Raw genomic sequence first — 26,145 nt, forward strand, 5'->3', positions numbered from 1 at the left:
TGCGCGATGGGCTACGACAACCTCGATATCGTCGTTGACAGCGGGTCGACAGACGGCTCGGCTGAGCTGGTCCGTGCGTGCTTCCCTGTGGTGACGCTGCTCAGCAACCCGCGAAACCTCGGCTTCACCGCTGGCCATAACCAGGCGATTTGCCATGCCTTGGCGCATGGGGCCGATTATGTGTGGCCGCGTTGATCCTGCGCCCCCCGTGCGTGATAAAACAACGGGGCGCCGAAGCGCCCTGTTGCGTTGCACGGTGGTGCTGATCAGTCGTTCGCGTAGATGTCGCGATCCTTGGTCTCCGGCAGGAACAGGCTGCCGATGATGAAGGTCGCCACGGCGATCACGATCGGGTACCACAGGCCGTAGTAGACATCGCCCGTCTTCGCCACCATGGCAAACGCCACGGTTGGCAGGAAGCCACCGAACCAGCCGTTGCCGATGTGGTAGGGCAGCGACATCGAGGTGTAGCGGATGCGGGTCGGGAACAGCTCGACCAGCATGGCCGCGATCGGGCCGTAGACCATGGTCACGTAGATCACCAGAATGGTCAGGATAGCGATCGTCATCAAGGTGTTGATCTGCGCCGGATCTGCCTTCGCCGGGTAGCCTGCCGTCTTGAGCGCATCGCCGAGCGACTTGTTGAAGGCGTCGGACTTACCCTTGAATTCATCCTTGGGCAGGCCGTTGCCTTCAAAGCTGTCGATCTTCGTTGCCCCGATGGTGACGTTGGCCAACGCGCCGGCCGGCGCGGCCTGATTGGAATAGGGGATGCCCTTCTTCGCCAGCGCCGATTTGATGATGTCGCACGATTGCTTGAAGGTGGCCTTGCCGATCGGGTCGAACTGGAATGCACACTTGGCCGGATCGGCGGTTACCACGATGGGTGATTGTGCTACCGCGGTTTCCAGCGCCGGGTTGACATAGTGCGTCAGCCCCTTGAACAGCGGGAAGTAGGTCAGCGCGGCAAGCAGGCAGCCGAGCATGATGATCTTCTTGCGGCCGATCTTGTCGGAGAGCGAGCCGAATATCAGGAAGAACGGCGTGGCGATGGCGAGTGAGGCGGCAATGTAGAGGTCAGCCTGGTCTGGTGCGACGCCGAGCGTCTTGGTCATGAAGAACAGCGCATAGAACTGGCCCGTGTACCACACCACGGCCTGGCCTGCGACCGCACCGAGCAGCGCCAGGATGACGACCTTCAGATTGCTCCAGCGGCCGAAGGATTCGGTCAGCGGCGCTTTCGACTGCTTGCCTTCCTCCTTCATCTTCTTGAACACCGGCGATTCATTCAACTGCATGCGGATGTAGACCGACACGATCAGCAGCAGGATCGACACCAGGAAAGGCACGCGCCAGCCCCAGGCCTCGAACACATCCTTGCCCAGCGCGTTGCGGCAGGTCCAGATCACCAGCAGCGACAGGAACAGGCCCAGCGTGGCGGTGGTCTGAATCCATGCGGTGAAGGCGCCACGTTTGCCCGGCGGGGCATGCTCGGCCACATAGGTCGCGGCCCCACCGTATTCGCCGCCCAGCGCCAGGCCCTGCAGCAAGCGCAGGCAGATCAGGATGACCGGCGCCGCAACACCGATGCTGGCGTAGCCCGGTAGCAGGCCGACGACGGCTGTCGACATACCCATGATCAGGATGGTGATGAGGAAGGTGTATTTGCGCCCGATCAGGTCGCCGAGCCGGCCAAACACCAGGGCGCCGAAGGGGCGAACCGCGAAGCCGGCGGCAAAGGCCATCAGCGCGAAGATGAAAGCGGTGGTTTCGTTGACGCCTGCGAAGAACTGCTTGGAGATGATGGCTGCGAGTGAGCCGTAGAGGTAGAAGTCATACCATTCGAAAACGGTGCCCAGGGATGAAGCGAATATGACCCGCTTCTCGTCCCCCGTGATGACATGAGTGTCCGCCATGCTTGCCTCCTCTGGTCTTGTGTGGGCGAGACGATTTGTGGTGCTGCCTGGCTTCGTCGTGGCATCGCGTCACAGGGGTCGAAGCAACCGGTAAACAGCGCCTTATACGTGATAGATCATGGTGATGGATGGCACAAATCGCATAAATTTATTTGAGCTATCAATAAAGCTGATGCCGCGTTGCGGCGACTTGATGTAAGTTTTAGCCCCAGAAAAAGACCGGAGCCAGTGCTCCCGATTCCTCAACGGTGGCAGGTTGGAAGAGACATGGAAATCTATCAGTTGCGGACGTTTGTCGCGGTTGCCCAGCAGGGGCACCTGACGCAGGCCGCGGAAATACTGCATTTGAGCCAGCCGGCGGTCACCGCCCAGATCAAGGCGCTGGAAGAGGAAATGGGCGTCAGCCTGTTCGAGCGCACCGCTGGCGGGGTGGTGCTGACCAAGGCCGGCCAGGTGCTGCTGCCCGAGGCCGAGCGTGTGCTGGCCGATGCGCGTGGCCTGATCAACCTGGCGCGCGGCCTGCAGGGCAATCTGAGCGGCAAGGTGCGCATCGGCACGGTGGGCGACCCGGTGCTGATCCGCCTGGCCGAGCTGCTGGTCGAGATCCGCCGTCGCTATCCATTGCTCGATGCGCTGACCTTCCACAGCATTTCGGGCATGGTGCTCAACGAGGTGCGCAAGAAGGAGCTCGACTGCGGCTTCTTCATCGGCAAGAACCCCTACGTCAACGTCCACGCCGTGCACCTGCGCGACCTGACCTTCCGCGTGGTGGCGCCGGTCGCCTGGGCCGACAAGCTGGCCTCCGCCACCTGGAAGGATGTCGGCAAGCTGCCCTGGGTGTGGATCAATCAGTTCAACTCCTACAACAAGCTCGCCAACGAGTTGTTCCGTGAACACAATATTTCGCCGCAGAAGGTATTCGAACTCGACCAGGAAAGCACGACACTGGCGCTGGTCAAGGCCGGTGTCGGCATGTCGTTGATGCGCGAGGAGCTCGCGCAGGAAGCGCTCGACCAGGGCGATGTCATCGAGTGGGGCAACGTCAGGAAGATTGCACCGCTCAATTTCATCTACCCCGCCGAGCGCGATGGCGATGTGCTGGTATCGGTGCTGCTCGAGATCGTGCGCGAGGTATGGGGCCTGCCCGCCTGAGGGCTCAGGCCGCGGCAGACGGGATCAGCGCCTTGCCAAGCTCGGCAAAGCTGTTGGCACGCGTCATCGGGTCGAAATTCACCTTGAGCAGGCGCGCGATGTCGGCCGCCGAGAAGATACCGCGTACCTTCGGCTCGTTGTGGTCGATCGTCGTCACCAGCACGTGCTGGAAGCCGTAGTGGCGCAGGGTGGCGACCAGATCGCCTATCGTGGCGTTGAGCACGTCGTTGAGCTTGAAGGCATAGAGCATGTCGTGCTCGTGCATGATGTCCTCCACGCGCACCTCCTCACGCTTGACCCGGTTGGCCTCCATGAACTCGATCGCACGTTCGCCAAGAATGTCGTTGGCAGTGACGATGCCGTGCAACAGGCCATCGCTGTCCGCCACCAGCAGCATACGCACGCCCACCGTTTTCATCTTGCCCAGTGCGTGCTCGATCGGCGTGTCGGCCGATGCGGTAAACGCCGGAGTGTGGCGGAAGTCGGTCATGACGGCGATCGCGGGGTGCTCGAGTGTCAGGTTGGTGTAGCCGCGGTCGGGGCTGACGCAGGTCGAGCTCGGGTCGACCCGGGCAAAGGGGAGTGTCTTGTGTGGTCTTTGCATGATTTCCCTCCTGAACAAGGCGCGAAGCAATCCAGCGAATTTCAGTTTAGGAAATTGCGCGGCCTCATGCCGGTTTCGCGCACGGCAAAAAAAGGAAGGGCCTTGCGGCCCTTTGAATTGTCTTGCTGAGGGGTGAATCGTGCAGTGCCTGCGCCACGGCCAGCTGCCACGTCATCGCGACGCGGCTGCCGGCTGGGGCGCCGGCGCTTATTCGTTGTCGCGGTTCGGCGCCAGCACCGTGCGGTTGCCGTTGGACTCCATCGGTGACACCAGCCCGGCGGCTTCCATCTGTTCGATCAGGCGCGCGGCACGGTTGTAGCCGATGCGCAGATGACGTTGCACGGCCGAGATCGAGGCGCGGCGGGTCTTGATGACGATGGCCACGGCCTCGTCGTAGAGCGGGTCGGCCTCGCCATCGCTGCTGCCTTCACCGCCCGCGCCGCCGGCGGCATCACCGCCACCGAGCATGGCCTCGCCGGTGAGGATGCCCTCGACGTAGTTTGGCTCGCCGGTCTGCTTCAGGTATTCGACCACCTTGTGCACTTCCTCGTCGGCGCAGAAGGCGCCGTGGACGCGCTGCGGGTAGCCCGTGCCCGGCGGCAGGAACAGCATGTCGCCCTGGCCCAGCAGCGATTCGGCGCCCATCTGGTCGAGAATCGTGCGCGAATCGACCTTGGACGACACCTGGAAGGCCATGCGCGTGGGGATGTTGGCCTTGATCAGGCCGGTGATCACGTCCACCGATGGGCGCTGGGTCGCCAGCACCAGGTGGATGCCGGCTGCACGCGCTTTCTGCGCCAGGCGGGCGATCAGCTCCTCGATCTTCTTGCCGGCCACCATCATCAGGTCGGCGAATTCATCGACGACGACGACGATGAAGGGCAGGCATTCGAGTGGCTCCGGGTCGTCCGGGGTCAGGCTGAACGGGTTGGTGATCTTCTTGCCGGCTTTCTCGGCGTCCTTGAGCTTCTGGTTGTAGCCGGCGATGTTGCGCACACCCATGGCCGACATCAGCCGGTAGCGCTTTTCCATCTCGGCCACGCACCAGTTGAGTGCGTTGGCGGCGAGCTTCATGTCGGTGACGACCGGCGCCAGCAGGTGCGGGATGCCTTCGTAGATCGACAGTTCCAGCATCTTCGGGTCGACCATGATGAAGCGCACGTCCTGCGGTGCGGCCTTGTACAGCATCGACAGGATCATCGTGTTCACGCCGACCGACTTGCCCGAGCCCGTGGTGCCGGCCACCAGCAGGTGCGGCATCTTGCCCAGGTCGGCCACCACCGGTTTGCCGGCGATGTCCTTGCCCAGCGCCACGCACAGGTGGGAGTGCATCTGCGCATAGGCCTCGGACGAGAGGATCTCGGACAGCCGCACCATCTGGCGTTTCGGGTTTGGCAGCTCGAGGCCCATATAGGTCTTGCCCGGGATCGTTTCGACCACGCGGATGCTGACCAGGCTCAGCGCGCGCGCCAGATCCTTCATCAGGTTGACGATCTGTGCGCCCTTCACGCCGATGGCGGGCTCGATTTCGTAACGCGTGATCACCGGGCCGGGGTAGGCGGCCACGACCTTGACCTCGACGCCGAAGTCGGCGAGCTTGCGCTCGATCAGCCGCGAGGTGTATTCGAGCGTCTCGTGCGACACCGTCTCCTGCAGCGGCGGCGGCGGTGCCAGCAGGGCCAGCGGCGGCAGCTCGCCCGAGGCCGTCGGCACGGGCAGGTCGTCGAACAGCACAGGCTGGATTTCTTTCTGCTTTTCTTCCTCGCGCGCCTTCTCGACCTTCTTGGCGACAGGCACTTCGAGCATCTGCGGCTCGATGTGGATAGGCGGGGCCTCTTCCTGCTTCTTCTTCTCGACCTTGACCTTCTCCTGCCGCTCGACCTTGGCAACGGCGCCGATCTTGCGGTCCTGCCATGCCTCGATGGTGTTGACCACCCAGAAATAGCCGTCCTCGATGGCGCCACCGAGTTTTTCCATCACGGTGAGCCAGGACATGCCGGAGAACAGCGAGAAACCGATGGCCATCAGCGTCAGCATCACCAGTGTGGCGCCGGTAAAGCCGAACACATGGTGCAGGTGCCCGCCCACGACGGCGCCAAGCAGGCCGCCTGGCGCCATCGGCAGCGCGGCCTTGAGGCTGTGCATGCGCAATGCCTCGATGCCGCTCGACGCCACCAGCATCATCAGGAAGCCGACCAGCCCGATCACCAGCACCGGCCGCGAGGCGGTCATGACGCGATCGATGCGCTTGTACCCCCACCAGATGGCGGATACGCAGAATGCCACCCACCACCAGGCAGACATGCCGAACAGGTAGAGCAGCATGTCGGCCACCCAGGCGCCGACCTCGCCGCCACGGTTCTGCAGCTGTGCGCGGGTGGCGCTGTGCGACCAGCCGGGGTCGGTTGGCTGATAGGACAGCAGGATCAGCACCAGATAGATCGCCGCGACCACACCCAACAACCACCAGGACTCTCGCAACAGGCTGGCCACCTGAGGTGGCAGCGGCGAGCGGGCGGAATTGGGTACGGCTTGGCGCTTGGGCGCTTTATTGAAGAAATTTTTCAGGAAATTCATATAGCTACTGCGATAAGTTTAAGCGCTTTATTAGCTGCATTATAAACGCATAACGGCGGCTTATCGCAAATCTGTAGGCCCGATCCGCTGCATGGCCGCGGAGGCCGCATCCAGGCTGGTTGTGAGGGGGGCGCGGGGGCTTGGGCGTGAATTGCCGCGAGGAAACGGGAGGGCGGGGCGTGCCTATTCCAGGTATTTGGCCTGCCATTGCTGGTACAGGCCGTAGACATGATCGCTGTAACTCTGCTTATCGGCAAACTGGGCTGGGTCGATCGCGTCGAACACGTGATAGTTGGCGCGGTTGTTGCGGGTCGTCATGAAGTGGTGGAGCTTGTCGAGCAGCGTGAATGGCGGCTGCCATTCGAAATCCTCCTGCGCCTCATAGTGGATGAACACGGGCAGGATCGGCACGCCCGAGCGCAGGCTCGCTTCAAACGCGCCATAGCGGAACATCTTGAACAGCCGCCGGCCCTTGCAGCCGCCCTCCGGGTAGAGGCAGATGTTCTTGCCCGCCGCGAGGCCATCGACAATGGCCTGCAGCGCGGCCTGGCGCGACTCCGCCGACTCGCGCTGCACGAACAGCGTGCCGGCGGCGACCGCGATACGGCCGACGAACCACCAGTCGGCCACCTCGGCCTTGGCCAGCGAGACAACCGGAAACAACGCCGGCACCCCGACGTCTTCGAGCGCGGACGGGTGATTGGCGATCAGGATGTACTGGCGCGGCAGCGGCAGGCGATTGTGCTGGTGCAGCCGCAGGTCGACATTCAGCGCCTTGACGAAGGTACGGCACCAGGCATGAAACAGCGGCGGGTAGATGCGTCGGGCCAGGCTGCGCGGCAACAGGGCCAGGACGATCATCAGCAGCGTGTGCAGGGTCAGGTCCACCCAGCCTGCCAGCATGCGCAGCCAGTGTGCGGCGGTCAGCAGCATGCCGCACCTCCATGGCGAGGGGGTGAGGTCAGCGCACGGCTGGGCGGGTGGCGGTCATCGAGGTGTCGTCCCATATGCCACCAATATAGGTGATGGGGGAGATACGTGCAGACGTATGCGCATCATTGCTTGTCGAGCAGGGTGCCCGATCCACAAGAGGCATGGCCCGTGCAGCCGCAGCCGGCCTGGCCCGTGGCGATAGCCCTGGGGCCGGCCGTCAGCCGACGTAGCCGATCAGCTTGGTTTCGATCAGGCGCGGATTCTCGCCGTTGGCGATGGCGATCAGACCGTCAATGAGCATTTCCTTGAGTGCGACCTGGTTTTCGATATGGGTCTTGAGCTTGTTGGCGATCGGCAGGAACAGCAGGTTGGCCGAGCCCACGCCGTAAATGGTGGCGACAAAGGCAACGGCGATACCCGAGCCAAGCTTGCCCGGGTCGGACAGGTTCTCCATCACGTGGATCAGCCCCATCACCGCGCCCAGGATGCCGACAGTCGGCGCGTAGCCGCCCGCCGCTTCCCATATCTTGGCCGAGCGGCGCATGTGCTCTTCATAGGTGGAGACATCCAGCTCCATCGCATGGCGCAAGGCCTCTGGCTCGGCGCCGTCGACCAGCATCTGTAGCGCCTTGCGGATGAATGGGTCCTTCTGTGAGCCGATGTAGGCCTCCAGCGCCAGCAGGCCGCCCTTGCGGCTTGCCTGGCTCCATTCGATCACGGTCTTGATCAACTTGCGCGGGTCGTAATCGGGGGGGGAAAACACCCAGCGCCCCAGCCTGACGCCCTCCATGAACACGCGTGGCGAACTCTGCAGCATCACCGCACCGACCGTGCCGCCGAGGACGATCAGGAAGGCGGTCAGTTGCAACAGCGAGGCGATGTGCCCGCCCTCCAGCGCCTGGCCGCCCAGAATGGCGCCGATGGCGACGACAATGCCGATCACACTGATTTTGTCTAGATTTTGCATGCCTTGGGGCGGTCGTTGTTGTTGGTTCGCGCCGCGCTATGGCGACGTTCGTATTATTCTTGGGCGGGCTCGGGCACCACGCCTATCGGTCATTCTAGCAGGCTGGCATCACTCCGCGACGAGCGCGCCGTGTAGCTCAGGCTGCCTTACGCCGCTTGCGGCCCGGGTTGGCGGGCAACCAGTCGCTGAGGTTGCCGCGCAGGCGCGCGACGGCCTGGCTGTGCAGCTGGCAGACGCGTGACTCGGTCACGCCGAGCACTTCACCGATTTCCTTGAGGTTCAGCTCCTGCTCGTAATAGAGCGCCATGACCATCTTCTCGCGGTCCGGCAGCGCCGCGACACCGGCGGCGAGATGCTTGCGGAAGTCCATGTCATCGAGGCTATCGAGCGGGTTGCTGTGGTGATCGGCGGCAAAGTGATCGAGCTGATCATGCTCGCCGTCTTCGTCGTAATCCTCGTAATAGATGAGCTGATAACCGCGGGTGTCGCCAAGCATCTGCTGATAATCCGCGAGTGGCAGCTGCAGGCTGTTGGCGATCTCCTGCTCGCTGGGCGGGCGGCCCAGCGTCTGTTCGAGCCGCTGGATCGTCGCCTCGATGGTGCGCAGGTTCTTGCGCGTGCTGCGCGGCATCCAGTCGGCATCGCGCAGCTCGTCCAGCATGGCGCCGCGGATGCGCTGTGAGGCATAGGTCTCGAACTGCGCACCCTGCGTCGGGTCGAAATTATGCGCGGCTTCCATCAGGCCGATGAGCCCGACCTGGATCAGGTCGTCGACCTCGACGCTGGCCGGCACGCGCGTCATGAAGTGATAGGCGATGCGCTTGACCAGTGGGCCAAACTGGCGGATGCGGTCTTCCGGTGTCACACCCAGGTCTGGTTTGTACATGGTGGCGTACCTAATGATTCAGACCTTCCGCCAGCGCACGGCTGCTCTGGATGAGCCGGTGCAGGAAGCCGACGGTGGCATAGCGCTCGTCGTCGGGTGGGGGCCATTTCTCGATGCTGCGCGCGAGTTGCTCGAACGCCTGGCTCGCGTCGGCAGCGGGAAAGGCGGTGACGACCGGCTGGCCGAGGCGGCTGGCCTGCGCGAGCTTGTCGTCCTCGGGCACGTAGCCGATCAGCTTGGGCTCGACGTCGATGAAGCGCTGGGAGACTTCTGTCAGCCGCTCGAACACGGCTTTTGCTTCGGCAAGGCTGTCGACCCGGTTGACCAGTACGCGGAACTGGCGCTGCCCGTATTCGCGGTTGAGCAGCTTCATCATTGCGTAGGCATCGGTCAGCGATTCGGCGCGATTGCTGACGACGATCACGCTGACCGCGCTGGCCAGGTTGAAGCTCGGCACGCGGTTGCCTTCCGCCGCCAGCGCGTCGATGAGAATTACGTCGGTGGACGAGGTCAGCTGGCTGAACTCGAAGGCGAGCCGGTCTTCTTCGAAGGCGGACAGCCTGGCGAGCTGCGCCGTGCTGGCCGATACCTGCATCAGTTCGATGCCGCTGGGGCCGGTGTAGAGCAGGCTTTCCAGCGGTAGCCGGTCAAGCAGCACCTGCTCGAGGTCCATCGGGGCCGCCAGGCCCAGCCGGCTGGCGATGTTGCCGCTACGCCGGTGTTCGTCGAGGATCAGCACGCGTTTGCCGGACAGCGACATCGCCACGGCCAGGTTGAGGATCGTGCTGCTCGCGCCGGTGCCGCCCCGGCCGCCGTTGAAGCAGATCGAGCGTGGCGCAGCCTTGGATACCAGCCTGCGTAGTCCTGCAGCCTGATCGCTGTGCCACTCAGCCATTCAGGCCCCCTGCGAGCGCATCCGGCTTGCCGCCGGCGCGCGCGGCGGCAAATACCGGGAATTCGTCCGGCCTCAGCACATAGGCCGAGGGATCCTGCGTGATGCGCAGGGCACGGTCGAGCAGGTAGAGCGGGTTGGCGAGGTGAAGATCCTCGGGCACGCGTTGGCCGTTGGTGACGAAATGCAGCATGAGCTTGTGACGGATGATCACGTCGAGACTATCGCCCAGCGCCATGGCTTCGTCGAGCTTGGTCAGGATGCAGCCGGACAGGCCATCCGCCGAGTAGCAACGCACCACGTCATCGAGCGTGGTGCCTTGGGCGTTGGCCGACAGCAGCAGGATGCGGCGCACTTGGCTGCCTTGCCCCGCCAGCATGGCGATCTGCTCGGTCAGGCGCTTGTCGCGCTGGCTCATGCCCACGGTATCGATCAGCACCATGAAGCGGTTGCCGAGGTCGGACAGCGTCAATTGCAGGTCGGCTTCATCCTTCACCGAATACACGGGCACGCCGAGTATCTTGCCGTAGATGCGCAACTGGTCGTGCGCGCCGATCCGGTAGCTGTCGGTGGTGATCAGCGCCACCTTACTGGCACCGTGCTTGAGTGTACAACGTGCGGCGAGCTTGGCGACTGTGGTGGTTTTGCCCACACCCGTCGGCCCCACCAGCGCGTAAACGCCGCCGCGTTCGATCAGGTCTTCGCCGGCCGAGATCACGGGCAGGTTGCGCTGCAGCGCGGCGCGCACCCATTTCATGCCAGTGTCGGCGTCGTAATCGGCGGGTAGATGTTCCAGCAGCTGGCGGCACAGGGCCGGGCTGAAACCGAAGGAGAGCAGGCGGCGGAAGATCTCGAGCTTGTCCGGCGCATGCTTCTGCATGTCGCTCCAGGCGAATCCGGCGAGCTGGCCTTCCATCATGCTGCGCAGCAGCTTGAGCTCGTCGACGATCGCCTTCATCTGCTCCGGCCCCACATCGGCGCTCGCGGCCGTTGCAGATGGGCGGGCTGGCGGCTCGTTGTCGACGACATAGCGTGCTGCCGGCTTGGCTGGCGCCGCCTCGGGCGCCTGGGCCGGCGGCGTCTCCGGCGTCAGGCGCGGCGGGTTGAATGGCTTGGCCTCGACGACCCGTGCCGGCTCGCGCGTCGGCTCGATGCGCGGGGCGGGGCGCTGGCTGGAAATGGCCGCAACAAACGCGTCGGTGTCGTTCGGGTCGTCTTCCGGCAGGGCGTAGGTGTTCTCCACCTGGCGGCCACGCGGGGCCGCCGCCGGGGTTTGCACGACCGGGCGGTTGCGGGCAGCCGGATTGGGGGCAGAGGTCAGCGTGGCGACATCGGCATCGGATACCGCCATGATCTCGACGCCCCCGCCAGCGATCTGGCGGTTGGACAGGATCAGGGCGTCAGGCCCCAATGCATCGCGCACCTGGCGCAGCGCATCTCGGGTACTGGTGCCGTAGAATTTCTTGACGATCATTATCAGCCTTGGTGGGCGTGGGGTCGTGGCGCCGGCAGGTGATTCCAGGCTGCACCCAGGCGGGTGCCGGGCCGTCTGTCACGGTTACTGGCTCCTCCCGCCAATCACCGCCACGACTCTTATATTCTTAGTATCGGGTATCTCGCTATGTGAGACAACCTTGAGTTGCGGCACGCTGCGCTTCAAGAAGCGCGACAGGAGCGGCCTCAGCGGCGGCGGCACCATCAGTACCGACACCTGTCCCTGTTGTTCGCGCTGATCAGCCACCTGCGCTGCCTGTTGCAGCAGGGCCTCGGCGAGGCCGGGTTCAAGCCCGCCGCCAGCGCCGCCCTTGGCCTGGACGGCCGAGAGCAGGATGTTTTCCAGTTGCGGGTCGAGCGCGATCAGCTCGAGTTCCTGCGCGTCGCCAAAAAGCTGGTGGATGATAGCACGGCCGAGCGCGACCCTGACGAGGCTGGTCAGCTCGTCGACATCCTGGGTGCGGCTGTAGTTGTCGCCCAGTGTTTCGAGGATGGTGCGCATGTCGCGGATGTGCATGCCGTCGTCGAGCATGCTCTGCAGCACCTTCTGCAACGTGCCGAGCGGGATGATCTTGGGGACCAGCTCTTCGACCAGCTTTGGCGACTCCTTGCCGATATGATCGAGCAGCGCCTGCACTTCCTCGCGCCCCAGCAGCTCGGAGGCGTGCTGATTGAGGATGTTCGACAGGTGGGTGGCAACTACGGTGCTGGCGTCGACAACCGTATAACCCAGCGCCTGCGCCTGTTCGCGGGTGGCGCCGTCGATCCATACCGCGGGCAGGCCGAAGGCCGGGTCTTTGGTCGGGGTGCCGGCAATTTCGCCCATCACACGGCCCGGGTTGATCGCCAGATACATGCCGGCATAGGCATCGCCGGTGCCCACGTCGACGCCCTTCAGCGTGATGCGGTAGGTATTCGGCTTGAGTTCGAGATTGTCGCGGATGTGCACGGGCGGCACGAGAAAGCCCATCTCCTGCGCGATCTTCTTGCGTATGCCGCGAATCCGCCGCAGCAGCTCGCCATCCTGGTTGCGGTCGACTAGCGGGATCAGCCGGTAGCCGACTTCGAGCCCGATCAGGTCGACCGGCGCGACGTCCGCCCAGCCCACTTCCTGTAATTCGGGTTGTGCCGGGGCGGGCGGTGGCGCGGCCTCGGGCGGTGCTTCGAGTGCCCGTTTCTCGCGCTGTTCCAGCATATAGGCCAGGCCGGCCATGCTGCCCGCCATCAGAATGAACGGGATGTGGGGCATGCCCGGAATGACGCCGAGCAGGCCGAGCACCGAGGCGGTGATATAGAGCACCTGCACGCGCTGGAACAGTTGCCCGATCAGTTGCTGCGACAGGTCTTCACCCGTGCCGACGCGGCTCACCACCACGCCGGCGGCGGTGGAGATGATCAGTGCCGGGATCTGCGCCACCAGACCGTCGCCGATGGTCAGCAGCGTGTACTTGCTGGCCGCCGAAGCAAACGCCAGGTCGTGCTGCAACATGCCGACGAGCAGGCCGCCGACGACGTTGATGGTCATGATCAGGATGCCCGCCACGGCGTCGCCGCGCACGAATTTGCTGGCACCGTCCATCGAGCCGAAGAACTCGGCTTCCTGGGTGATGTTCGAGCGGCGGCGGCGTGCATCTTCCTCGCCGATCAGGCCGGCGTTGAGGTCGGCGTCGATCGCCATCTGCTTGCCAGGCATCGCATCCAGGGTGAAGCGGGCGCTGACTTCCGCGATACGGCCCGCACCCTTGGTGATCACCACAAAGTTGATGATGGTGAGGATCACGAACACGATGATGCCGATCGTGAAGTTGCCGGCGATCAGGAAGTGGCCGAACGCATCGATCACCTTGCCCGCGGCATTCTCGCCGGTATGACCATTGGCCAGGATGACACGCGTCGAGGCGACGTTGAGCGACAGCCGCAGCAGCGTCGTCACCAGCAGCACGGTCGGGAAGGCCGAGAACTGCAGCGGCTGGGTTGTATACAGGCTGACCATCAGGACGATGATCGACAGCGCGATATTGAAGGTGAACAGCAGGTCGAGCAGAAACGTCGGCAACGGCAGGATCAGCATCGCCAGGATGAGCAGGATCAGGATCGGCCCTGCCAGGCGATTGAGGTTGACTCCACCAAGGAAAGGGAGCGTGGATTGAGGCGCTTCCATCTGATTTCTAGGTAAAAAATTCCGCTAAGTATAACGTGCCGATGCTCGCCACGGGGCGGCCGTAGCGCAATCGCTTTCTGTTTGTCTGAGGCGCGGTTAAAATCGCCTCGATGAATGTCGATGAGCGCCACAACAGCTTCCAACAAGCTCATGCGGCACAAGGGGGATTGATTTGAATATTCTCGTCAGCAACGACGACGGCTACTTTGCACCGGGGCTGGCTTGCCTTGCCGGCGCGCTGTCGCAGGTCGCCGAGGTCACCGTGGTGGCACCCGAGCGCGACCGCAGCGGCGCCAGCAATTCGCTCACGCTCGATCGGCCGCTGATGCTGCGGCGCGCGGCAAATGGCTTTTACTTCGTCAACGGCACACCGACCGACTGCGTGCACCTCGCGGTGACCGGCATGATGCCGGACCAGCCGGACCTCGTCGTCTCCGGCATCAACTACGGCGCCAACATGGGCGACGACACCATCTATTCCGGTACCGTCGCGGCGGCAACCGAGGGCTTCCAGCTTGGTGTGCCGGCGATTGCCGTGTCGCTTACGAGCAAATCGGCACGCTATTTCGAGACCGCGGCAAGGGTGACGGTCGAACTCGTGCAGCGCCTGGCGCGCAAGCCTTTTGACAAGCCGGTGCTGCTCAACGTCAACGTGCCGGATATCGCCTATGAAGACCTCAAGGGCGTCGAGATCACCCGCCTTGGCCGTCGGCACAAGGCCGAGGGCATGATCAAGACCACCAATCCACGGGGCGAGACGATGTACTGGATCGGTGCCGCCGGTGGGGCCGCCGATGCAGGGCCCGGTACCGATTTCCACGCAGTGGCCAATAATCGCGTCTCGGTGACCCCGCTTCAGATCGACCTGACGGCCTATGGGCAGTCTGACCTTGTCCAATCCTGGCTGGCGTCATGAAGAGCAGCGATCATCGCGGTATCGGCATGACCTCGCAGCGCACGCGCAGCCGCATGGTCGACCGCCTGCGTGCGGACGGCGTGCGTGATGAGGTCGTGCTTGGCGTGATGGCCGATATCCCGCGCCACATCTTCGTCGATGAAGCGCTCGCACACCGCGCCTACGAGAACGTGTCGCTGCCGCTCGGTTTCGGCCAGACGATTTCGCAGCCCTATATCGTGGCCCGCATGACCGAGCTGGTGCGCAACGGCAGCCCGCTCGAACGCGTGCTCGAGGTCGGCACCGGCTGCGCCTACCAGACGTCGATCCTGTCCAAGGTGGCGCGCGAGGTATACTCGATCGAACGGCTTGCCTCGTTGCTCGACAAGGCGCGCCAGCATTTGCGGGAACTGCGCATTCTCAATGTGCGTCTCAAGCATGGGGACGGGCACCAGGGCATCCCCGAGGCGGCGCCGTTCGACGCCATCCTCATCACCGCCGCCGCAAGCCACGTGCCAACGGCGCTGTTGAGCCAACTGAAGATCGGAGGACGTATGGTTTTGCCGCTCGGAACCCATGAGCAGCATCTCTACCTGATCGAGCGAACAGACCAGGGATTCACCGAGACAAAATTAGAAGCCGTTAAATTTGTGCCGCTGTTGGCCGGCCTGGCTTGACGCGCACCATTTTGTTGCCCTATCGTATTCCCGAACGCTACCAAATTGCTGTTTAACGAGAACAATTCTCGCCGGACCGAGGTTCGGCCCACTCGTAAAGGAGGCGCACTCCGGCCATGCGGCCGAGATAGTTGGGCAGTTATCGCGATCGTCTCGATCCTGCTGAGTGCATGCGGCTCCACCCCACAGACGCGTGCACCCGTCGTTGATCGTACCCAATCTCAGCAAACAAAACCCCAGCCCCCTCGTAAGGCCCAAGCGCCCGCGCCGGACAACGATCCCGACACACGGCCGCCAAGCTACACGGTGAAGAAGGGCGATACGCTTTACAGCATTGCGCTCGAATATGGTTTCGACTATCGCGAGCTGGCACAGTGGAACAAGCTGGAAGACCCGAACCGTATTCTGGTCGACCAGGTGTTGCGGCTGACCCAGCCCGAGGGCGAATCCGGTGTCGTGGTGACACCGTTGGCCTCGTCGGAGACGACCGCCAAGCCGGCAGAGCCGGCAGCCAAGGCTGTGGCACCTCTGGCCCTGAAAGACGGGCCCAAACTGATCAAGCAATCTTATTCGGACAAGGCACTCGCCGCCGTCGAACAATTGGCGATCGAGTCGGCCAAGGTCAAGGCGCCGCCCGTGGCGGTATTGGCTAAAGCCGCGGCAAAACCGACCGATAAAACGGATGTCAAAGCAACTGGCGATGCTCGCGTTGCTGGCGCCAAGGCAGGTGCAGCACCCGCCGACAAGGGCGAGCAGAAGCCGGATGCCAAGGCTGACGCCAAGCAGGACAGCACCAAAGCTGCTGCGGGCGTCGAGTCGAACGATGACGTCGACAGCTGGCAATGGCCCGTCGTCGGCAAGCTGATCGGCGGGTTTGCCGCGAGTGGCAAGGGTATCGATATAGGTGGCAAGCGCGGGCAGCCGGTGCTCGCAGCGGCCGCAGGCAAGGTGGTTTACAGTGGCACGGGGTTGCGCGGGTACGGCAGGTTACTGATCGTAAAACACAATAAAACATACCTGACCGCGTATGCCCATAATCAACAATTGCTGGTCAAGGAAGGGGAGGTTGTCAACAAGGGAGACAAGATCGCGGAGATGGGGGACAGTGACACCGACCAGGTGAAACTGCATTTCGAGATTCGCCGGTTCGGTAAACCGGTGGACCCGTTAAAGTATTTACCGGCTGAAAAATCATGAGTACAAAAATGACCATCGAAGAGGAAGACATCGTCGAGGACGAGGAGTTACTCGAGGCAGAACTCGAGGAGGAGAATGAGTCGGAGGAAGCTCAGGAAGAACAAGAAGCCGCCCCGGTTGAAGTACTCAGTGACGTAACCCAGATTTACCTCAACGACATCGGCCACAATGCACTGCTCACGCAAGAGCAGGAACGCATGCTGGCGCGCCGCGTCGTCGCCGGAGATTTCGAGGCGCGGCAGAAGATGATCGAGCACAACCTGCGGCTGGTGGTGAACATCGCCAAGCACTACATCAATCGCGGCATGGCGCTTCTCGACCTGATCGAGGAGGGCAATATCGGCTTGATGCACGCGCTGGAGAAGTTCGACCCTGAACGCGGTTTCCGTTTCTCGACCTACGCCACCTGGTGGATACGCCAGAGCATCGAGCGCGCGATCATGAATCAGTCGCGGACCATCCGTTTGCCGGTGCATGTGATCAAGGAGCTCAATGTCTATCTGCGTGCGCAGCGCCACCTCGAGTCGCAGATGGGGCGCGAGCCGACGGTCGAAGACATCGCCCACCTGCTGGGCAAGGCGGTCGACGACGTGCGCCGGGTGCTCAACCTGAACGAACGCATGGCGTCGCTCGATGCGCCGCTCGATATCGACCCGATGCTGTCGATCGGCGAATCGATCCCGGACGAGCAGCGCGAAGGGCCGGAACAGGTGTTCCACAACGCGGAAGTGGAGCGCTATGTGCAGGAATGGCTGGGTCAGCTCAACGACAAGCAGCGCATGGTCATCGAGCGTCGCTACGGGCTCAATGGCTACGACGTCTGTACGCTCGAGGACCTGGCCGAAAGCCTGGGCCTGACACGCGAGCGCGTGCGTCAGATCCAGATCGAGGCGCTGGAAGGACTAAGACGGCTGCTCAGACGCCGCGGCGTGACCAAGGAATACCTGCTGTAATTACGGCACGCTATCCCGATTTGAACAGCCCGGTCGATCCCGGGCTGTTTTGTTTTCGGCCTGCCGGTCAGCGTGCGGTCACGGCCTGAAGCGCCGCACGAGCGCGCGCAAGGGCTTGGCGTCGGCATCATTTCCGCCGTAGCGTAATTGCATGTACAGGTCTGCGATGGCGGTGATCTCGGTGGCATGTTGTGGCAGCAGCGCCGCAGCACGGCGCGCAAAATCGCGCGGCCCCTCGTGAGGATGGCGGCTGGCGCCGTGCCGCGCGAGCCGGGCGCAGAATGTGAGCCATGCGGCCTGCACTGGGTCGGCCCTGAGCGGCCGTCCGCGCCACCACAGCCAGACGAGGACCGGCGCCGACGCAAGCAAGCCGCCGACGAGCAAGGCTGCGAGCATCTGGCTCGAAACGAAATCCTCGATGCCGATCGAGCGCAGGAAGTTGCGCTGGCGCTGCGTGTCGTAGCCGATTACCCACTGATTCCAGTGGTTGAGGAGGTTATCGACACCGAAACGCAGGCGGCGCAAAAACTCGGGCTGAGTGCGCAATGAGAACGGCAGTGCCTCGGCTTCGGGCAGGGCTGCCGCCAGGTTCCTTTCGACACGCTCACGCGCCACCGCGGCCGTGGGGTCGACGCGCACCCAGCCTGCGCCATCGAACCAGACCTCGGTCCAGGCATGGGCATCGCTCTGGCGGACGATCAGGTAGTTGCCGAGCGGGTTGAATTCCCCTCCCTGGTAGCCGGTGACGACCCGCGCTGGAATACCCATGGCGCGTGCGAGGAATACCATGGCGCTGGCGTAATGCTCACAGAAGCCGCGCCGCGTGGCGAACAGGAAGTCGTCCACACTGTTGCGCCCGAGCCTGGGCGGCTCCAGCGTGTAGTAGAACTGCTGCTGATTGAACATTTTCAGCACGGCCTCGACCGCGGCCTGGGGTGTGGCGGCACGTGTGCGGATATCCCTTGCCAGCGCCACGCTGCGCGGGTTGTAGCCGGAGGGCAACGCCAGTGCCGCCTGCAGCGCACCGGGGTGCGTCGGCAGCAGGTAGTGCGTCATCGAGCTGACATCGTAGCGTTTTAGCTCGTTGACCGGATTGTTGGACAATAGCTGGTAGTCGGAAGACAGGCGCGCATCGGGCGGGATGCGCACCGGCACATCGAGCGCAAACAGCCAGTTGCGCCGATGCGGTTCGAGCGTCACCGTGTAATCGACCGAATCGCCCTTGACCCAAGCCGGTACGGGGCTGCCAGCCGTCGCCAGCGGGTCGGCACGCCAGGTCTGGCCGTCGAAGTGCCATAGCACCGGCCCGCGCCAGTAAAGCTGGTTCTGTGCCGGGCGCTTGCCGGCAAACCTGACGCGGAACGCCGTCTCGGCCGATTGCGACAACTCGGCGATGGTGCCCGGCGACATGTCGTCGGAAAGGCCCGTGCGTGCGCCGCCGCGCTCTTCCGGCAGGCGCCACAGCGGCCCCTGGATACGGGGGAACAGCACGAACAGCAGGGCCATCACCGGCAAGGCCTGCAGCAACATCAGCCCGGTAGCCTTGAGGCGCTGCCGCGCGCCTGACGGCGAGCCGAACAGCCCGAGCAGCGTGGCCGTGACGGCAAGCAGCTGCAATGCCATCGATAATGCCGCCCACGGCCCCTGGCCGAAGAGGAGCTGGGTGATGATCAGAAAATAGTCGAGCAGGATAACGAGCACCGCCGAGCGCTGGTGTTCCGTTTCCAGCAGCTTGAGGCCGACCAGCAGGCTGAACAGCCCCACGCCAGCGAAGCGGCCGAGCAGCGTGCCCTGCGTCGCCAGCACGGCAGCAGCGGCGAGCAGGGTAAGCGGTGCCAGCAGCCACTTCGATGGCAGTGTACCGCCGCTCAATGCGATCTGGGTACGCCACAGCAGCAGGGTGGCCAGAGCCAGGCTCATCCAGAGGTCGAGATGCAGTGCCAGCGGCGCGCCGCACAGGGCCGTGGCCGCAATCAGCCAGAAGGTGTCGATGCGCCCCAGGCGGGCCTCGGACGTAGCAGGCTGCTTTTTGCGCCAGAACATCAGGCGGATTTCTTGCCGAACAGGGCGAGCACCTGCAGGCATAACTGTTCATGCTGCGGGCCATGCGCTGGGGCCAGCTCGCTGCCCGGCAGGCGCAAGCCGTAGTCGAGCCCGGCCCGCTCCGCCTGCAGCACCCAGGCGGTCAGGCGCGAGAGCCGCTGTTCGACGCCGAAGTCGGGGGGCATGTCGTCCCAGCGGAGCCACAGCGAGCCCACCTCGCTGCCGATGAATTGCTTGGTCAGCAACGTGTCGCCGCGGGCGGCCGATTTCCAGGCGATGTGGCGCAGCGAGTCCCCTGGGCGATGCGGGCGCAGGCCGGCAAAGTCATCCTGGCCCGCTCCCCGATGCCGGCCTTGCCTGCCGTGGCCCGAGGCCGCCGGCAGGCCGACGTTTGCCTCGGGCTCGGGGTAGACCAGGCAGCGGGCATCAAAGTCGGCGTAGGACCACGCGTAGAACAGCCCGAGCGGATAGCGGTTGGAAATGGTCATGCGGCCCGGCAACAGGTAGCCGCGGGAGGTGGCAGGCCGCTCCATATAGGCCTCGGCGCTGCCTTGCGCCGGCACGTCGACCGCGACGGACGCCTCGCCGGGCAGGGTTAGTTGCACATTGCGGCGCGCGTGACGGTTGAGGTTGTCGAGCACGATTTCGAAGCGCGCGCGCTGGCCGGCAAAGACCGGCTGGCATTTGCCATGGCGCAGGCTCAGGCGGGACTGGTTGCGGTAGCAGTGGTACATCGACGCATGGCCGATACCGACGAGCCAGAAGGTCAGCACGTAGCCCAGGCTCAACTCGTAATTGAGCGAGCCCACGAGCAGGACCAGCAGCAAGACGGCGAAGCCCAGCCCCAGCCGCGACGGGACGATGAAAATCTGCCGATGGCCGAGCACGATCGGGCCCGCGCGTGGCCCGATAGGGCGGAACAGCCAGCGTTCGAACTGGCTGCGTGGCGCACTCAACCATGGGTTCATGTCCAGTGCCGCTCGCTCGCTGTCGCTGGGAAATGAGGTGCGGTTGTGCAGGCCGTCAAGGAATGGCCACCTCGCGCAGCAGGGCTGCGACATCGTCCTCGCTGCTCATCTGGCCGGCCGGCGTGATCAGGCGGTGGCCGGCGACACTCGGCATCACCGCCTGCACATCCTCGGGGAGCACCGCCTGGCGGCCATCGAGCAAGGCCCAGGCGCGCGCGGCGCTGAGCAGTGCCAGACCGGCGCGCGGGCTTAAGCCATTGACGAAGCGCGGGCTCTGCCGCGTATGGGCGAGCAGGGCCTGGACATAGTCGAGCAGCGCACCCGAGATGCGAACCGCACGGTTTTCCTGCTGCAGCTGGAGCAGGTCCGCAGGCGACATGCGTGGCGTCAACTCGCTGATCATCTGGCGCCGGTCGTCGCCGGCAAGCAGCGCGCGCTCCGCCGTGCGATCGGGGTAGCCTAAGGCGAGCCGCATCAGGAAACGGTCCAGCTGCGACTCGGGCAACGGGAAGGTGCCGATCTGCTGTTGCGGGTTCTGCGTCGCAATCACGAAGAAGGGATCGGGCAGCGTGTGGGTGGTGCCGTCCTGCGTCACCTGGCGCTCCTCCATGGCTTCGAGTAGCGCGCTCTGCGCCTTGGGCGTGGCGCGATTGATTTCATCGGCGAGAATCAGCTGTGCAAAGATTGGCCCCGGATGAAAGCGAAACATCTCGGCGCTGCGTTCGTAGATCGATACGCCGATGATGTCGGCGGGCAGCAGGTCGGATGTGAACTGGATGCGCTGGAACTGCAGCCCCAGCGTTTTTGCCAGCACGTGCGCCAGCGTCGTCTTGCCGACGCCGGGCAAATCCTCGATGAGCAGATGGCCGCCGGCGATCAGGCAGGCCATGGCAAGCCTGATCTGCCTGGTTTTGCCGAGAACGACCAGGTCAATTTGCTGGATGGCGGTGTGTAAAGGCGACATGTTTGTATGTTTATTGTTGTTGCTCGTCGTGAGACTGCCCGAATCGAGCGGTGTTCGGAGTAGAATGCGCTATCCCACCAAAGGCGGCTGTATTGCCTTATTCACCAATAATAATCCGTCGAGGCCCGGAAAATCTTGTTGAATTGGCTGATCAATAAATGGAGGGGCCAGGTGCTCACCGCTTTTGTCACGCACCCGGATTGTTTACTACACGATATGGGGGCGTATCACCCCGAATGTCCGCAACGCATTCAGGCGATCGAGGATCAACTGATCGCCAACGGACTGATGGACTTCCTGCAGCATGTCGAAGCGCCGCTGGTCACCTGCGAGCAGCTAGCCCGCGTGCACACACCGCGTTATATCGAGCAGATCGAGGCCAGCAGCCCGTCGCACGGCATCACCCACCTTGACCCGGATACCGCCATGGGGCCGCATACCCTGCTGGCGGCGCAGCGCGCGGCCGGTGCGGTAGTCAAGGCGGTTGATCTGGTGATGGAGGGTAGTTCGCCCAATGCCTTCTGCTGTGTGCGCCCGCCCGGTCACCATGCCGAGTCCAAAAAGGCGATGGGTTTCTGCTTCTTCAACAACCTTGCCGTCGGTGTCGCGCACGCGCTGATGCAGCACAAGCTGCAACGCGTAGTGGTGGTCGACTTCGACGTCCACCACGGCAACGGCACCGAGGAGATCTTCCACGACGACGCCCGCGTGCTGATGGTGTCGACGTTCCAGCATCCGTTCTATCCGTACTCCGGCGACCAGCCCATGGGCACCAATATGGTCAACGTACCGCTGCCGGCTGGCACGCGCAGCGAGAAATGGCGCGAAGCCGTGCAGGAAAGCTGGCTGCCCGCGATCGCATCGTTCCGCCCCGAGATGATCTTCATTTCGGCGGGCTTCGATGCCCACCTGGAGGACGACATGGCGTCGTTCGGGCTGGTGGAGGCCGACTATGCCTGGGTCACGACCGAATTGCGCAAGCTCGCGGAGGAGCACGCCCAGGGGCGCATCGTCTCGGTGCTCGAAGGGGGGTATGAGTTGTCGGCCCTGAGCCGCAGCGTGGTTGCCCATTTGCGGGCGCTGGCGGACCTTTGACGAACTGGCTGCCGCCTCGTGGCGGCAAGCTGCCTGCATAGAGCACGGCAGGCCGCGTGGTCGGCCTGGCAGTGGCTGCCACGAACGCAATCGTCGGCAAATTCGATGCCCGACTGGTCAAGCAGTCGGGCATCGTCATTTTCATCGAACGGGCAGGGCGCCCGCTTCGATCATTTGCTGCAGTCGAAGCGGTGATTCATGTTCAGCGCCGGCTCCGCCGAATCGGCCATACCGACGATTTTGGCCGGGACGCCTGCCACGGTGACGTGCGGCGGAACCGACTCCAGCACGACACTGCCGGCACCGATCTTGGCGCCGCGCCCGACCTCGATATTGCCGAGTATCTTGGCCCCGGCACCGATCAGTACGCCGGTACGGATCTTCGGGTGACGGTCGCCGCTTTCCTTGCCGGTGCCGCCCAGCGTTACATTGTGCAGGATCGATACATTGTCCTCGATCACCGCCGTCTCGCCGACGACGAAGCCATGCCCGTGGTCGAGCAGGATGCCGTGGCCGATGCTGGCTGCCGGGTGGATGTCGACCGAGAATGCCTCCGAAATGCGGTTCTGCAGGTAGAGCGCCAGCGTCTGCCGGCCGTGGCCCCACAGCCAGTGTGTGATGCGGTAGCTGGCGAGCGCATGAAAGCCCTTGTAGTAGAGCAGTGGCGTCGAATAGCTGGTGCAGGCCGGGTCACGTTCATAGGCCGCCTTGATGTCAGCCCGCACGGCGGCGCCGACCATCGGATCGGAATCGAGCGCCTCGGCGATCAGCTCCATCAGCGTGCGCGCATCCATGGTGCTGGTGGCGAGCTTGCTCGACAGGTGAAAGGCCAGCACATCCTCCAGCCGCTTGTGGCGCAGCACCGTCATGTGCAGGAAGCTCGCCAGGATGGGCTCGTCTTCGGCGGCGGCCTGCACTTCGGCGTGAATGGCGGTCCAGACTGGGTCTCGGTCGATCATGCGTTGATTCATTCTGTAGCGTCTCTTCAAAAGGCATTGTAGTCCGCCAGGCCATGGTTGGCGCGGACAGTGGCGTGACAGCGGGAAAAGGCCTGAGCTGAGGCGAACAGAATCAACATCGCTCGCCGGAGCGGCGAAGCGAACAGCAGGGAGCGAGGCGGGAGCGTACGGTGATCACGAGAGGGCAAAGGCCGCGCGGGCGGCCTTCCGGCACATAATAAACGGATGTAACGATATTACGCTGTGGGCTTGCTCGGAGCAATCGCCAGTGCCTCGCCTTCGAGCACGAGCTTGCCGGCGACATAGCAGTTGGTTTCGAGCGTCACGCGTTTGCGGTTAAGGTCGATGTCCTTCACGCTCACCCTGACCTGAACCGTGTCGCCGATCTTGACTGGTGCCTTGAACTTGGCCGACTGGCTCAGATAGATCGTGCCGGGGCCGGGCAGGCGGGTGCCGAGCACGGTCGAAATCAGGCTGGCGGTGAGCATGCCATGGGCGATGCGGGTGCCGAACGGAGTTTTTTCCGCATATTCCTGGTCGATGTGCACGGGATTGTTATCGCCGGTGACGCCAGCAAACAGGATGATGTCCGCGTCGGTGATGGTCTTGCCGTACTCGGCCACCTGGCCGACCGACATGTCTTCGATATAGATCGTCATGCGCTTGGGGTTCCGTGAATGTTGCACTGCACACATTGTCACGGCAGCGCCCCGAAAACGCAAACGCAGGAGCGTTTAAAACGCTTCAAATATGTGTTGCCGAAGAGACCGGCTTTGGTGTATAAATCAAACGCTTGTTTGACTTTTATCAAGGCCGTTTCGCCCATCCCATCAGATACTGCGCGAACCGGGCCCAGCATGACAGGCTACCCCTGTCGTGATAGGCTAGCCGGCCTCAGGTTTCAGATCGGCGCTGCCCCTAGAGTTGCTGTAAAGCCCCGTCCAGAGCGGCTTTCCGACCCATGCGGCGTCAAGTGTTCACGGCGGTTCAGCCGCCTCCGACCAAAGCAGGAGAATCATGAAAGCTCTAGTCGCTGTAAAACGCGTTGTCGATTACAACGTGAAGGTTCGCGTCAAGGCCGATGGTAGCGATGTGGATATCGCCAACGTCAAGATGTCGATGAACCCGTTTGACGAAATCGCCGTGGAAGAAGCCGTGCGCCTGAAGGAAGCCGGCAAGGTCACTGAAATCGTTGTCGTGTCGCTGGGTTCGGGTAAGTGCGAAGAGCAGATCCGCACCGCACTGGCCATGGGCGCCGATCGCGGCATCCTGGTCGAGACCGAGGCCGAGCTGCAGCCTCTGGCTGTGGCCAAGCTGCTGAAGGCCATCGTTGCCAAGGAACAGCCGCAACTGGTCATCCTCGGCAAGCAGGCGATCGATGACGACTCCAACCAGACCGGCCAGATGCTGGGCGCGCTGACTGGCATGCCTCAAGGCACCTTCGCATCGAAGGTCGAGCTGACTGCCGAAGCCGTCACCGTTACCCGCGAAGTCGACGGCGGCCTGGAAACCGTCAAGCTGCAACTGCCGGCCGTGGTCACCACTGACCTGCGCCTGAACGAGCCGCGCTACGTCAAGCTGCCGAACATCATGGCCGCCAAGAAGAAGCCGCTGGACAAGACGACCCCGGCCGATCTGGGCGTCGACATCACCCCGCGCCTGAAGACTCTGAAGGTCGCAGAGCCGCCGAAGCGTTCGGCTGGCGTGAAGGTGGGCTCGGTTGCCGAGCTGGTCGCTAAACTGAAGAATGAAGCGAAGGTGATCTAATGAGCATCCTGGTTATTGCAGAACACGATAACGCGTCCATCAAGTCCGGCACGCTGAACACCGTTGCCGCAGCGCAGAAGCTGGGCGGCGACATTCACGTCCTGGTTGTAGGTGCAGGTGTGGCTGGCGCCGCTGCTGCTGCCGCCAAGATTGCTGGCGTAGCAAAGGTGCTGGTTGCCGATGCTGCCCAGTATGCGCACGGTCTGGCCGAAAACGTCGCCGACCTGGTCGTTGGCCTGGCCAAGGGCTACAGCCACGTGCTGGCACCGGCCACCACCTCGGGCAAGAACTTCCTGCCGCGCGTTGCCGCGCTGCTCGACGTGGCTCAAGTTTCCGACATCATCAAGGTTGAATCGGCCGACACTTTCGTGCGCCCGATTTACGCCGGCAACGTGTTCGCGACCGTTCAGTCGTCCGACGCGATCAAGATCATCACCGTTCGTACCACTGCTTTCGATGCCGTTGCGGCCGAAGGCGGCTCCGCTGCGACTGAAAACGTCGCTGCCGGTGCAGACGCTGGCAAGTCGGCTTTCGTCGGCAACGAGCTGACCAAGTCCGACCGCCCGGAACTGACCGCAGCCAAGATCATCGTTTCCGGTGGCCGTGCGCTGGGTTCGGCTGAGCAGTTCAAGGCCGTAATCGAGCCGCTCGCCGACAAGATCGGTGCTGCAGTCGGTGCTTCGCGTGCCGCGGTTGACGCCGGCTACGCGCCGAACGACTACCAGGTCGGCCAGACCGGCAAGATCGTTGCGCCGCAACTGTACGTTGCCGTCGGTATCTCGGGTGCGATCCAGCACCTGGCTGGTATGAAGGACTCGAAGATCATCGTCGCGATCAACAAGGACGAAGAAGCACCGATCTTCCAGGTTGCCGATTATGGCCTGGTGGGTGATCTGTTCACGGTCGTACCGGAACTGATCGCCGAGCTGTCGAAGTAAGTTATGTGCATGGATGGGCGCGCGACCCCACACGCCGCCCAACCTGCCGACAACAAGAATAAAAGGAAGGCACAGGCAGCATTGCGGACGTTACGCAGGCCTGTGCC

23 protein-coding genes are annotated in these 26,145 nt (G+C 63.4%); 9 read left to right on the forward strand and 14 right to left on the reverse strand.

Annotated features, from left to right (window positions below):
• The first annotated feature begins 6 nt into the window (after nucleotides 1–6).
• Complete coding sequence (locus ABWL39_RS02360; RefSeq protein WP_367786791.1) at nucleotides 7–195, forward strand: glycosyltransferase; 189 nt, start codon at nucleotides 7–9, stop codon at nucleotides 193–195.
• A 71-nt stretch (nucleotides 196–266) separates the two neighbouring features.
• Here the strand turns inward: ABWL39_RS02360 and ABWL39_RS02365 are convergent, their stop codons facing one another.
• Nucleotides 267–1,916 (reverse strand): MFS transporter, encoded by a 1,650-nt coding sequence (locus ABWL39_RS02365; RefSeq protein ID WP_367786793.1) that lies wholly within the window; start codon nucleotides 1,914–1,916, stop codon nucleotides 267–269.
• A 267-nt stretch (nucleotides 1,917–2,183) separates the two neighbouring features.
• On the opposite strand from ABWL39_RS02365, the gene ABWL39_RS02370 reads away from it, so the two are divergent.
• The gene (locus ABWL39_RS02370) at nucleotides 2,184–3,068 is read left to right on the forward strand and encodes a LysR family transcriptional regulator (RefSeq protein WP_367786794.1); all 885 of its coding nucleotides are present in this window, start codon (nucleotides 2,184–2,186) and stop codon (nucleotides 3,066–3,068) included.
• A gap of 4 nt (nucleotides 3,069–3,072) precedes the next feature.
• On the opposite strand, the gene ABWL39_RS02375 is transcribed toward ABWL39_RS02370, so the two are convergent.
• The 8 genes from ABWL39_RS02375 to flhA form a co-directional block, all read right to left on the reverse strand.
• Nucleotides 3,073–3,672 (reverse strand): CBS domain-containing protein, encoded by a 600-nt coding sequence (locus ABWL39_RS02375; RefSeq protein ID WP_367786796.1) that lies wholly within the window; start codon nucleotides 3,670–3,672, stop codon nucleotides 3,073–3,075.
• 207 nt (nucleotides 3,673–3,879) lie between these two features.
• Nucleotides 3,880–6,249 carry a DNA translocase FtsK gene (locus ABWL39_RS02380; RefSeq protein ID WP_367786798.1) on the reverse strand — a complete coding sequence of 790 codons (2,370 nt, stop codon included), beginning with the start codon at nucleotides 6,247–6,249 and terminating at the stop codon, nucleotides 3,880–3,882.
• A 183-nt stretch (nucleotides 6,250–6,432) separates the two neighbouring features.
• Nucleotides 6,433–7,182 (reverse strand): lysophospholipid acyltransferase family protein, encoded by a 750-nt coding sequence (locus ABWL39_RS02385; protein ID WP_367786800.1) that lies wholly within the window; start codon nucleotides 7,180–7,182, stop codon nucleotides 6,433–6,435.
• Between the two features lie 217 nt (nucleotides 7,183–7,399).
• Entirely contained in the window at nucleotides 7,400–8,149 is a 750-nt protein-coding gene (locus ABWL39_RS02390) for a flagellar motor protein (RefSeq protein ID WP_367786802.1), read from the reverse strand.
• A gap of 136 nt (nucleotides 8,150–8,285) precedes the next feature.
• Entirely contained in the window at nucleotides 8,286–9,035 is a 750-nt protein-coding gene (locus tag ABWL39_RS02395) for an RNA polymerase sigma factor FliA (protein WP_367786804.1), read from the reverse strand.
• A 10-nt stretch (nucleotides 9,036–9,045) separates the two neighbouring features.
• The gene (locus tag ABWL39_RS02400) at nucleotides 9,046–9,930 is read right to left on the reverse strand and encodes a MinD/ParA family protein (protein WP_367786805.1); all 885 of its coding nucleotides are present in this window, start codon (nucleotides 9,928–9,930) and stop codon (nucleotides 9,046–9,048) included.
• The gene (flhF, locus tag ABWL39_RS02405; RefSeq protein WP_367786807.1) at nucleotides 9,923–11,401 is read right to left on the reverse strand and encodes a flagellar biosynthesis protein FlhF; all 1,479 of its coding nucleotides are present in this window, start codon (nucleotides 11,399–11,401) and stop codon (nucleotides 9,923–9,925) included. Before flhF ends, ABWL39_RS02400 begins: the two co-directional genes overlap by 8 nt.
• A gap of 84 nt (nucleotides 11,402–11,485) precedes the next feature.
• Nucleotides 11,486–13,582 (reverse strand): flagellar biosynthesis protein FlhA, encoded by a 2,097-nt coding sequence (gene flhA / locus ABWL39_RS02410; protein WP_367786808.1) that lies wholly within the window; start codon nucleotides 13,580–13,582, stop codon nucleotides 11,486–11,488.
• A gap of 172 nt (nucleotides 13,583–13,754) precedes the next feature.
• Between flhA and surE the strand changes: the two genes are divergently transcribed.
• The 4 genes from surE (at nucleotide 13,755) to rpoS (ending at nucleotide 17,304) form a co-directional block, all read left to right on the forward strand.
• A complete protein-coding gene (gene surE, locus ABWL39_RS02415) occupies nucleotides 13,755–14,498 on the forward strand; it encodes a 5'/3'-nucleotidase SurE (RefSeq protein WP_367786809.1) in 744 nt (247 codons plus the stop codon).
• Nucleotides 14,495–15,154 (forward strand): protein-L-isoaspartate(D-aspartate) O-methyltransferase, encoded by a 660-nt coding sequence (locus tag ABWL39_RS02420; RefSeq protein ID WP_367786810.1) that lies wholly within the window; start codon nucleotides 14,495–14,497, stop codon nucleotides 15,152–15,154. Before surE ends, ABWL39_RS02420 begins: the two co-directional genes overlap by 4 nt.
• Nucleotides 15,155–15,460: 306 nt before the next feature.
• Nucleotides 15,461–16,351, forward strand: a complete 891-nt coding sequence (locus ABWL39_RS02425) for a peptidoglycan DD-metalloendopeptidase family protein (protein WP_367786811.1) — start codon at nucleotides 15,461–15,463, stop codon at nucleotides 16,349–16,351.
• Complete coding sequence (gene rpoS / locus ABWL39_RS02430) at nucleotides 16,348–17,304, forward strand: RNA polymerase sigma factor RpoS (protein WP_367786812.1); 957 nt, start codon at nucleotides 16,348–16,350, stop codon at nucleotides 17,302–17,304. Before ABWL39_RS02425 ends, rpoS begins: the two co-directional genes overlap by 4 nt.
• A 78-nt stretch (nucleotides 17,305–17,382) precedes the next feature.
• Here rpoS and ABWL39_RS02435 read toward each other — a convergent pair whose 3' ends face one another.
• Genes ABWL39_RS02435 through ABWL39_RS02445 form a run of 3 tightly spaced genes read right to left on the reverse strand, consistent with a single transcriptional unit; the run spans nucleotide 17,383 to nucleotide 21,279 of the window.
• Nucleotides 17,383–19,347 carry a DUF3488 and DUF4129 domain-containing transglutaminase family protein gene (locus ABWL39_RS02435; RefSeq protein ID WP_367786813.1) on the reverse strand — a complete coding sequence of 655 codons (1,965 nt, stop codon included), beginning with the start codon at nucleotides 19,345–19,347 and terminating at the stop codon, nucleotides 17,383–17,385.
• On the reverse strand, nucleotides 19,347–20,315 hold the full coding sequence (locus ABWL39_RS02440) for a DUF58 domain-containing protein (RefSeq protein WP_367786814.1): 969 nt from the start codon (nucleotides 20,313–20,315) through the stop codon (nucleotides 19,347–19,349). Before ABWL39_RS02440 ends, ABWL39_RS02435 begins: the two co-directional genes overlap by 1 nt.
• 55 nt (nucleotides 20,316–20,370) lie before the next feature.
• A complete protein-coding gene (locus ABWL39_RS02445; protein ID WP_367786815.1) occupies nucleotides 20,371–21,279 on the reverse strand; it encodes an AAA family ATPase in 909 nt (302 codons plus the stop codon).
• Nucleotides 21,280–21,450: 171 nt separating this feature from the next.
• Here ABWL39_RS02445 and ABWL39_RS02450 point away from each other — a divergent pair, with 171 nt between their 5' ends.
• Nucleotides 21,451–22,374 carry a histone deacetylase family protein gene (locus ABWL39_RS02450; protein WP_367786817.1) on the forward strand — a complete coding sequence of 308 codons (924 nt, stop codon included), beginning with the start codon at nucleotides 21,451–21,453 and terminating at the stop codon, nucleotides 22,372–22,374.
• Nucleotides 22,375–22,544: 170 nt separating this feature from the next.
• Here the strand turns inward: ABWL39_RS02450 and cysE are convergent, their stop codons facing one another.
• Both cysE and ABWL39_RS02460 read right to left on the reverse strand, forming a co-directional pair.
• Nucleotides 22,545–23,333, reverse strand: a complete 789-nt coding sequence (cysE, locus tag ABWL39_RS02455; protein ID WP_367786819.1) for a serine O-acetyltransferase — start codon at nucleotides 23,331–23,333, stop codon at nucleotides 22,545–22,547.
• Nucleotides 23,334–23,569: 236 nt separating this feature from the next.
• Entirely contained in the window at nucleotides 23,570–23,992 is a 423-nt protein-coding gene (locus ABWL39_RS02460; RefSeq protein ID WP_367786820.1) for a MaoC family dehydratase, read from the reverse strand.
• A gap of 358 nt (nucleotides 23,993–24,350) precedes the next feature.
• On the opposite strand from ABWL39_RS02460, the gene ABWL39_RS02465 reads away from it, so the two are divergent.
• Both ABWL39_RS02465 and ABWL39_RS02470 read left to right on the forward strand, forming a co-directional pair.
• The gene (locus ABWL39_RS02465; protein WP_367786822.1) at nucleotides 24,351–25,100 is read left to right on the forward strand and encodes an electron transfer flavoprotein subunit beta/FixA family protein; all 750 of its coding nucleotides are present in this window, start codon (nucleotides 24,351–24,353) and stop codon (nucleotides 25,098–25,100) included.
• The gene (locus tag ABWL39_RS02470; RefSeq protein WP_367786824.1) at nucleotides 25,100–26,038 is read left to right on the forward strand and encodes an electron transfer flavoprotein subunit alpha/FixB family protein; all 939 of its coding nucleotides are present in this window, start codon (nucleotides 25,100–25,102) and stop codon (nucleotides 26,036–26,038) included. The genes ABWL39_RS02465 and ABWL39_RS02470 overlap by 1 nt, the downstream gene beginning before the upstream one ends.
• Nucleotides 26,039–26,145: the final 107 nt, after the last annotated feature.

The sequence above is a fragment of the Chitinivorax sp. PXF-14 genome, from assembly GCF_040812015.1.
Taxonomy (GTDB): domain Bacteria; phylum Pseudomonadota; class Gammaproteobacteria; order Burkholderiales; family SCOH01; genus JBFNXJ01.